Raw genomic sequence first — 9446 nt, forward strand, 5'->3', positions numbered from 1 at the left:
GCCTACGGCCGCTCCACTTGTGCGGAACTCGCCTCGAGGGTGGACACCAAGGTCTCTCACGACGATACGGTCAGCTGGACGAAGAGCTGGTGTGAGCGTGGCCGCCCAAGCGGACCATTACGGCGGTCGTGCTACGAACATTCCGGCTTGGTGAGACCCTTCCTCGCCGCGGCGCCGCTGCGCGCGGACGATCGCGASCGGCGCGACGCGGTTGACCGTTCCGCGATGGSGACGAGCCAGCAGYCGAAGCGGCGTTGCTTCGTCGGCTCGACCCRCACGAACCTCAGGGATGGGGAGAGTCTTCGGTGCCCGCCCTCGAGGCGAGTTCCGCACAAGTGGAGCGGCCGCAGGCCAATAAGAACGTGGTCCGCGCAGCGGACTTTCCGGTACGAAACGCGGAGGACGTGTCTGAGCAGCGAGGGTGGGCACCGAAGGCTCTGCGCCGCCACGCCTGAACACCGAAGGCTCTGCGCCGCCACGTCTACACGCCGAAGGCTCTGCGCCTCACCGTCTTCGGCGTCCCCGGCATTCCGCGAAGAACCTTTCTTTTAGTTCAGGAGCGAATCTTCATACGCGCCTGTCTGGCTCTGGTGAGAGCTCAGAGGCGCCCTGCCCGCTTGATCGCCAGATACCGCTCCACCAGCCTGCCGGACAACTCGCTGGCGAGTACATCGAGCGTGGCAATACCTTCCCGTCGCAAGCGCGCATGTACCGCGTCCCGTTGGTCAAGGTAGCGCAGCGCACCGGCTGTCCGGATGGCCGCTTCCAGGCTGTCTGTATCACCAGTCGCCGCGCGATCCAGTGCCATTTCTCGCAGGCTCACCACCATGACCAGGTGCCGACGCGACATCATCTTCACCGCCGCGCGTAGCTCCTCGTCGTCTTCGTCGCGAACATTGGTCACCAGTACCACCAATGCACGCCTTCGCTGGCGTGTCTGCAGCTCGCTCGCCGCGTGGAGATAGTCGGTGGGCGTGGATTCCGCGCGCAGGTCGTAACCGGCCCCCAACAGCATGTCCATGCCGCCGGCACCCTGTTGCGGCGCCAACCAGCGTGTGTTCTCACCCGCGCAGGCGAGCAACCCTACGCTGTCGCCCTGGCGAAGCGCGATGTAGGCCAGTGCGAGCGATGCGTTGAGTACCTGGTCGAAGTGGCCCACGCCGTCGTCCTCGGCCAGCATGCGGCGACCACAGTCCAGCATCAGCACGACCTGCTGGTGGCTCTCGTCGCGGTACTGGCGCGACATCAGGCGGCCCGCCCGCGCGGTCGCTTTCCAGTCCACCTTGCGCAGGCTGTCGCCCACGCGGTAATCGCGCAGTTCCTGGAATTCCGTACCTTCGCCGCGCCGGCGTTGCAGCCGCGCGCCTACCGAGCGCGACGCCAGCTCCACGCTAAGGCCAGCCATACGCGCGAGCGGCGCGAAATTCGGAAATACGCGCACATCCGCCGCGACATCCAGCGTGCGGCGCTGATGCCACAAGCGCCAGGGCGAGGTCAGTTCCACCTGGCAGCCGGCGAAGGCGAACTTGCCTCGGGAAGCCGGCCATAGCGCATACGAGAAATTCAGTTCGCGCGACGGCGCGAGGTCAACCGTGCGTGGCAGACCCTCGACGCGCCAGCCACCGGGGTGCATGTCGTGGATGCGTACGCGACGCTTGCGTTTGCCCGCGTGGCGCAGGCGTAGCGTCACATCGAGACGCTCACCCAACGGCAGCACGGCATCGAGTTCGCGAGTCAGTTCGGGCGAGGCCTGGCGGCCCAGGCGAAACACGTCGCCTAGCAGCACGATGGCGCACAGCGCGCCAAGCATGCCCCACCACGACAGCGGCAACAGCTCGATCGACACCAGCACGCCCGCGGCGAACCAGACGCCGATCAATGACAGCATGGCGGCAGCGGGACGAATCATCGGCGCGGGGCGGCCACTTTGTGCAGCAGCCCCTTCAGGATGTCTTCGGCATGCTGGCCATCGATCAGCGCCTCGGGGGCCAGCAGGAGACGGTGGCGCAACGCGGGAATCGCCACGCTACGCACGTCGTCCGGCGTGACAAAGTCGCGGCCGTCCACCAGCGCGGCGGCGCGGGCCAGACGCACCAATGCCAGGCCACCGCGTGGACCCGCACCGGCCAGTACGCCCGACCACTCACGCGTGGCGCGTGCGATCCGCACGGCGTAGTCCACCACTTCATGATCCACGCGCAGGGTGGCCACCATCCGCTGGATGGCCATCAGCTCCGCGTCGTTCATCACCGGCGATACGCGCGACACGTCCAGGTCCGCGGCTACCTGCCCGTCCAGCACCTCGGTCACCATGCGTGTTTCGTCAGCCAGCGTCGGGTATTCGATCTGCACCTTCACCAGGAAGCGGTCCAGCTGCGCTTCGGGTAGCGCGTAGGTACCTTCCTGTTCGATCGGATTCTGCGTAGCGACCACCATGAAGGGCTGCGGCAACGGGAAACGCCGACCTTCGATCGTTACCTGGTTTTCCTGCATGGCTTCGAGCAACGCTGCCTGTGTCTTGGCCGGCGCACGATTGATTTCGTCGGCCAGGAGCAGGTTCGCGAACACCGGGCCGCGACGAATCTGGAAGCGCTCGGCCTTCATGTCGTACACGGCGTGGCCGGTGACATCGGCAGGCATCAGGTCGGGGGTGAACTGCACGCGGCCGAAGCTGCACCCGACGGCACCGGCAAGGGCGCGCACCAGCAAGGTCTTGCCCAGGCCAGGCACGCCCTCGATCAGCACGTGACCGGCGGCGAGCAAGGCCAACAGCACCTGTTCGAAGACCGGCTGCTGGCCGATGAACGCACGACCCACCTGGCTGCGCAGCGCGGCGATACGTGCGGCGACCTCCGTCGGTGTGAAGGTGATCGGGAGCGCGGCTTCGCGCGGGGTGTCGACGGACGTGTTCATGGATGTCTCCGCAATCGGGAAAGAATGGCGATGCTGTCGCGAAACGCATTGGCGTCGACGGGAGGCCGGAATGCCCGCGCAACGTCCGCGGGAGCCTCATCGAAGCGCTCGGCCAGGCGAACGTGGAGCGACTCGCCCTCGAGGTCGTCGGCACCGGGATCCAGCCGCCGTGCACGGGAAAGCACACCGGCGCAGACACGCGCATGTAAACCACGGCCGCGGTCACGTCGGTAAAGGAATTCGCCAGCGGCCTGCACGTGCTCCACAAGGGCACGGCGATCCGCACGCGGGGTGTCCAGCAGCGGGCCGAGACGCACGGCGCGCGATACCGCCCACGCAGCCAGCAACAGGGCGAACGCAAGCATGGCTGGCCAGCCGCGAGTGAACAGCAGGCTCCAGATGCGATCGCCGTCCACGCGGTACACCAGGGCGGCGGATTGTTCGTGGTCGTCCAGATGCAGCACGCGTACCAGCAGGCGACGTGCCACGGGGTCTTCGAAGCCACGACCGCTGAAAGGATCCAGCGACGGCACGAGGGTGATCGTGCCGTCGCCGTAACGGAACGTCACCATCAGGTCACCCTTCGCATCGCCGAGTCCATCGACGCGGGCAGCGGCACGTAGCTTCACGCGCATACCGCACCACGCGTAGGACTTCTCACCGGCGAGCCCCTGAACGTCCAGGCAGCCGGTACCTGCCGGCGCGAGGCCGACTGCTTTGCTCAGGCTTTTCCAGAAAAAGGCGCGGGCCATCTCCGCGTCCGACCCCGTGCGCAACACGACCGTTGCCCCGTCATCCGCAAGCGACAGCAGATCTTCGGCGTCGTCGCGATCCAGGTTGGCTGGATTCACCCCCAGCACCACCAGCGAGTCATCGCCGGATGGCACGCCACTGACGGAACGCGCCGGAATACCCATGCCGCGCATCGCGCGCTCCAGGGCGTAAAAGCGATTGGTCGCCGCCTTGCCGGAGGGCGGCACGTCCACGTCGACTTCCTTGTGCTCGAACGTGCTGAGAAACGTTCCGACGCATAGCAAGACGAGCGCCGCGATAGCCAGTGCCCATGCGTTACCCCTGCTCATACGTGCTCCACCGGCCAGCCGCCAAGCAAGACGGCCATTTCCTCATCAGAGGGGTAACGATCCGCGTAGGCCGCGAATTGCCAGGTCCGCACGATACGAATGGCGCGACGGCCCGCGTCGTCGTCATCGAGGCGGCGCGCTCCGGCAATGGCGTCCGCTTCGGTGGCGTCCGGCGACACCGGCTCGTCGAGTCGCGTCGCCACGCGCTCCACGGTACCGCGATAGAGCAGCGCCAGCGCTTCCCGGCGCGAACCCGACCGCCAAAGCAGGTGCACCTGCTCACCGAAGCCCTTCGGCACGGCGACCGCTACCGCCGTTTCCTGCACGGCACTCTGCGCTGGTGCGCGAGCCGTCGCCGGCTCACCCCGGTGCGAGGGCCAGCGTTGCAGGGCGAACCTTCCCAACCATGCGACGGCAGCGACAAGCAACGCGAGGAGAACCCCCTTCAAGGCCACACCGGCCCCGGCGACGTCCCCCGGTACGATGGGTTTCACCGGAACGATTTCCGCAGGCTTAGGGGCAGCCGGATGTTTCGGTACCCAGCGCCAGGCCTGCGTCTTGCCACCAAGCAAGGGATCGGTCAGCACCTTGTCCGACACGGCATTCATCCGCTGGTCGGTGCCCTGCTTCGGCATGGGAAACGCGGACGCCAACGACACGCGGACAGCATCGGGTTTGACGTCGCGCGGCGTGTCGGCGGCATGCGCCGTGGGTGCGACGAAACACGTGGCGATCAGAAGGAGCGCGGTGGTGGCAGTGGCCAGCAGGCGGTTACGCAGCCGCCGGAATGCGAGGTCCAGGTCCCATGCTTCGAGCTCGGTACGGCGGCCGAGATAGAGCGCGAAGCCACCGGTCGTACACAGCGGCTCGGCGACCGACATGCCGAGGTAGTACGCCACGACGAGCGGAAGGGAAAGCCAATGGGGCATCGTTCGCAAAAAACCTGCGTTGAACCAGTACGACTCCCACAACTCGGCGGGCACGAACATCGGCAGGAACAGCAACGGGCTAAGTGCGAGCACCCACTCGAACATCATGCAGGTCAACGCGAGCCCCGTACCGGGACCCTCGACGCCACGGCCGAACACGCGCCAGCGCTCGGTGCGTGCGCGGCGATCCAGGCCTTCGAGGTAGACGATGGGTTGCAAGACGCAGCGGCGTGGATCGAGGCGACGAATCGTCATCCAGGCCAGCAAGCCTTGCAGGCCCCACGTACGCATGCCGCGCAAGGCATCGCGCCAGCCGGGTGCCTCCGCGAACACCGCCCGTGAAACGACGTACAGCGGAATGCGCGCGAACAAGGGCTTCAGCCACCAGAGAAACAGCAATGACACCCACGGCTGTCCCAACCACAGTGCCAGGCCGATGGCTATCGCGAGGAACGGGAGCGACGCGATGAACCATGCCGTGAAGATCGGCTGCGCGTGACGACGGAGCATCGCTGCGCCGAGGTCGGCGGATTCACGGGTACTGCGCGGGCGCAGCACGACGGAGATACGCTCAATCTCCACTGCGCCTCCTGCGGCCACCGAAAGCCAGCCACGCGATGACGAGTAACCAGAGCAGCGCGGCACTGCCAAACTTAACGACGTCCGGGAACGCCGCCACGGACGACCAGAACGCCTCGATGAAGGCGGCGACCACCAGCATGAGGAAGGCACCGAGTACCAGTTGTGCACCCACGCCACCGGCCTCGCGCAACGCATCGCCACGGCGCATGCGACCGGGCGCCAGCAGCGTGTAGCCCAGGCGCAAGCCGGCGCCGCCGGCGATGACGATAGCCGTGAGTTCAAACGACGAATGCGCGGCGACGAAGCGCCAGAACGGACCACCGTAGCCGATCGCATCCAGGTGACCCGCGATGCCTCCGAACATGATCCCGTTGGTCACCAGCACGTAGATCGCGCCGACACCGAAAAACAGACCTGCCGCGAAGGTGCGAAAAGCGATGCCGACGTTGTTGAGCACGTAGAAGCCGAACATCGCCACGTCCGTGCCGCTGGTACGACCCATCCTGTCGCGCGTCGGGTTGTACATCTGCTCGAACCGGTCCAGTGCCTGTCCGCTGAAAATCATGCCGGCCACGTCAGGCCGGAAGTGAATCAACAGCAGGCAGATGAGGGTCGGCAGGTACAGCAGCGCAGCGGCAATGACCATCGCCTTCCACTCGCGACGGACAAGGCGTGGGAATCCCGCGACGATGAACTCGCCGATACGGTGCCAGCGCGGCGCCGGCGGGCGATAGAGCAAACGATGGCCCCGATCCACGATGCGCTGCAAGCGGTCCGTCACGTCGTGGCTGTAGCCACGGGCACGAGCCATGGCCAGGTGCTGGCAGATGCGACGGTACTGGCTCGGGAAATCCAGCCCCTGCTCCGCCAGCGCCGACGACCACGCCTGGCGACCGCTGCCGCGCATCCAACTCTCCACTTCCGACCACCCCGCATCGTGCAGGGCCACGAACCGCTCTTGTTTCATGGGCGCCCCAGCAGCCAGTTGGCGTGCGCCAGCAGCTTGCGCAGCCCCGCATTGCCCATGCGCCCCGTGAGCGGCTCCAGCAGGTCGCCCAGTTCGCGTTGCCGCGCTTCATGCAGGTTACGGCCACGCTCGGCAAAGGCCACGAGGGCTTCCTGTTCTTCCAGGCGCAAGGGCGTCGACGGTGGTTCAGCCGGCTCGTTCGGTATCTGGCCCAGGGCGCCGCGCTGTAACACGTGGATCACCATCGTGCCTGCCACGATGTCTCCAATACGGCGACTGTAGGGATCGACCAGGCAACAGACCAGACCGATGCCATAGATGCCCGGGAGGGCATCGACCGTACGTAGCAGGTTGCGAATGACCGAGGGCAACAGCGTCACGGGCGTGCCGTCCGCATTCACCACACGCAGGTTCATCATGCGCTTGCCCACCGTCTGCCCATCCATCCAGACCTCGCAGGCGACGCCGTAAATCCAGAACGCCGCGAACAGCACCAGCATGCTGAGACCGGCGCCCGCCGAGCCCAACATGCCGAGCACGGCCAGCAGGAGGAATGCGGCGAGCGCACGCAGGGCGAAGTCGATAAGCCACGCATGCGCACGCGCCGTCGCTCCGGCCGCGTGCAACCGGAGCGAGACGCCTTCAGGCGTCTCGATCTGGCGAACCGTGTCGAGCATCAGGCGTCGACGACGATGGTGCCGGCGACGAAGTCGTGGCCGCAGCGGCGCTCGCTGGTGAAGATGGCGCAGGCATCGACCAGCGCGACGACGAGGCCCACCTTGGGAATCAGCGACACGGCCGTCAGCGGTAGCCAACGCAGCAACACGATGCGCCACAGCGGAGCTGGCGAGCCATCGGCCATGACCACCTTGGTGCCCACGATCTTCTTGCCCAGCGTCTGGCCATTCTTGCTCAACAGCGCCAGGTTGATGATGCAGAGCACGATCAGGAGACCGAGGCCGAGCACGGCCGCGCTACGCGTCATGCCTCCGCTCTTCATGGAATAGGTCCATGGGGCGAGGCAGATGGTGCTGAAGATGCCATCCAGGAAGGCACCGCCGAAACGCTGGCCGCGACTGGCCTTGGCGCGTTCGAGACTGGCCGGGGTGGCGGCGCGGGTTTCGAGCTCGGATTGAGGAGCGGCGTACGGATTGCTGTCCATTTGCATGAGTCCTGCCGGGTGAAAAGTCAGAGGTGGACGACGATGGTGTCGGCCAAGTAATCGTGCGCGCAGCGCCGTTCGTTGCCGAAAATCATCAGCTGTCCACGGGATTAAGCATGGGCCGACCACAGGGGCGAAGGCGACTGAGCAGGGCGAGACCGAACACGCCTAAGACGATGATGCCCGGGGACGCTATCGATAAGCGGCGCGGCGTAGAAATTGTCATCCATTCCCTGAAACCCCCTGGGCGCCCCCCGGCGCCGAAGCGAGTATAGGCAGGGTGCGGTCCGGCCGCAAAGAGGGTCCGGAACGCCCATGCTGAAACCGGATAGGTCTTAGCCAAAACCAACGGCTACCGGGCCTGGGAGGCCGGGAGGATAGTCATCCCATCGGAACGGAGCGCCCTTCCAAAGGTGCCTGACCGAAGCGATCTCTCCTCTCCCGCTTCTCTCTTAGGAATACCCGCCATGTCCAAGAAAGTACTGATCACGGGCGCCACCGGTGACACCGGCCGCGCCGCCGTCCGCGAAGCCCTGGCCCTCGGCCTCGATGTCCGCGCCATGGTCCGCCGCCACGATGACCGCTCCGCCGCGCTTGCCGCCCTCGGTGCCGACGTGGTCCTTGGCGACCTGCAGGAGGTGAACACGCTGCGTGACGCCATGCAGGGTATCGAGTCGGCCTACTTCGTCTATCCRGTCGCCCCGGGTTTGCTCGCCGCCACGGTGAACTTCGCCCAGGCCGCCAGGGAAACGGGAGTGAAGACGATCATCAACCTTTCGCAGCGCTCGGCCGACCGTGAGTCCACGAGCAACTCCTGCCGCGATACGTACATTTCAGAGGAAGTCTTCAACTGGTCCGGCGTCCCGGTCGTCCACCTGCGTCCGACCTACTTCCTGGAATGGCTGCTCTACCCCTGGCAGCTGCCGTACCTACAGAAGGGCATCCTGCGCATGCCCGTCGGCAAGGGCCGCCATTCGCCGATCGCCGCCGACGACCAGGGTCGCGCCATTGCCGCCCTGCTGAAGGATGCGGATGGCTACGTCGGCAAGATCGTCCCGCTGTCGGGTCCGGTCGAGATGGACCACGAACAGATGGCTGCGGAGCTCACCGAGGCGCTCGGCCGCAAGATCGTCTTCCAGGACCTTCCCGTTGACGAATACGCCCAGTCCATCACGGCGATGGGCGTTCCCGCCTACATCGTCCAGCACCTCAGTGGCGCGATGGTCGATTACCAGCACGGCCACATGGCCGGTGCCGACAACAACGTCGAGACGATCACCGGTCGCCGCTCGATGACCGTGGGCGAATTCGCCCGCCTGCATGCCGATCAGATCAACGGCAACTGATTCCCTTCATTCATTCGAGGTCGTTATGGACGTCATCACCCAGTTCGTACAACGCAATGCCGAGTTCGCACGGCATGGCTTTCATGAAGAACTCAAGATCATCCCCACGTTGAAAACGCTGATCCTCGGCTGCGTCGACCCGCGCGTCGATCCCATGGATATCCTGAAGCTGGAACCTGGCGAGGCGGCGATCATCCGCAACGTGGGTGGACGCGTGAACCCCTCGCTGTTCGAGACCATGAAGATTCTCAGCACCGTGTCCAAGGCTGGCGGTGTGGAAGTCGGTAAGGACTGGAACCTGGTGGTTCTCCAGCACACCCAGTGCGGCATAAACGGTTGCTACCACAACGCGCCGGAGTTGCTTGCACCGTATATGGGTGTGCCGCTGGAACAGCTCGATTCGCTTGCCATCACGGACCCGTACAAAGCGGTCGCCATCGACGTGGCTGCACTGCGGGCCCACCC

9 protein-coding genes are annotated in these 9446 nt (G+C 65.7%); 2 read left to right on the forward strand and 7 right to left on the reverse strand.

What is annotated here, in order from left to right; translation table 11 throughout:
- Nucleotides 1-598 precede the first annotated feature (598 nt).
- From AC1DT2_RS10030 to AC1DT2_RS10060, 7 genes are read right to left on the reverse strand one after another with little or no spacing between them, the layout of a single operon-like run.
- On the reverse strand, nt 599-1906 hold the full coding sequence (locus tag AC1DT2_RS10030; protein ID WP_477296088.1) for a DUF58 domain-containing protein: 1308 nt from the start codon (nt 1904-1906) through the stop codon (nt 599-601).
- A complete protein-coding gene (locus AC1DT2_RS10035; protein WP_477296081.1) occupies nt 1906-2913 on the reverse strand; it encodes an AAA family ATPase in 1008 nt (335 codons plus the stop codon). The genes AC1DT2_RS10030 and AC1DT2_RS10035 overlap by 1 nt, the downstream gene beginning before the upstream one ends.
- Nucleotides 2910-3995, reverse strand: coding sequence for a hypothetical protein (locus AC1DT2_RS10040; protein WP_477296082.1), 1086 nt, complete (start codon nt 3993-3995; stop codon nt 2910-2912). The genes AC1DT2_RS10035 and AC1DT2_RS10040 overlap by 4 nt, the downstream gene beginning before the upstream one ends.
- Nucleotides 3992-5506, reverse strand: a complete 1515-nt coding sequence (locus AC1DT2_RS10045) for a DUF4129 domain-containing protein (protein WP_477296083.1) — start codon at nt 5504-5506, stop codon at nt 3992-3994. The genes AC1DT2_RS10040 and AC1DT2_RS10045 overlap by 4 nt, the downstream gene beginning before the upstream one ends.
- Entirely contained in the window at nt 5496-6473 is a 978-nt protein-coding gene (locus tag AC1DT2_RS10050; RefSeq protein WP_213948050.1) for a stage II sporulation protein M, read from the reverse strand. Before AC1DT2_RS10050 ends, AC1DT2_RS10045 begins: the two co-directional genes overlap by 11 nt.
- Nucleotides 6470-7150 carry an RDD family protein gene (locus AC1DT2_RS10055; protein ID WP_477296084.1) on the reverse strand — a complete coding sequence of 227 codons (681 nt, stop codon included), beginning with the start codon at nt 7148-7150 and terminating at the stop codon, nt 6470-6472. The genes AC1DT2_RS10050 and AC1DT2_RS10055 overlap by 4 nt, the downstream gene beginning before the upstream one ends.
- The gene (locus AC1DT2_RS10060) at nt 7150-7635 is read right to left on the reverse strand and encodes an RDD family protein (RefSeq protein WP_477296085.1); all 486 of its coding nucleotides are present in this window, start codon (nt 7633-7635) and stop codon (nt 7150-7152) included. Before AC1DT2_RS10060 ends, AC1DT2_RS10055 begins: the two co-directional genes overlap by 1 nt.
- 467 nt (nt 7636-8102) lie before the next feature.
- On the opposite strand from AC1DT2_RS10060, the gene AC1DT2_RS10065 reads away from it, so the two are divergent.
- Both AC1DT2_RS10065 and AC1DT2_RS10070 read left to right on the forward strand, forming a co-directional pair.
- The gene (locus AC1DT2_RS10065) at nt 8103-8981 is read left to right on the forward strand and encodes an NmrA family NAD(P)-binding protein (RefSeq protein WP_477296086.1); all 879 of its coding nucleotides are present in this window, start codon (nt 8103-8105) and stop codon (nt 8979-8981) included.
- A gap of 25 nt (nt 8982-9006) precedes the next feature.
- Nucleotides 9007-9446, forward strand: a 440-nt coding sequence (locus AC1DT2_RS10070) for a carbonic anhydrase (RefSeq protein ID WP_477296087.1), incomplete at its 3' end; no start/stop codon positions are given.

The sequence above is a fragment of the Luteibacter sp. P4_E6 genome, from assembly GCF_056401535.1.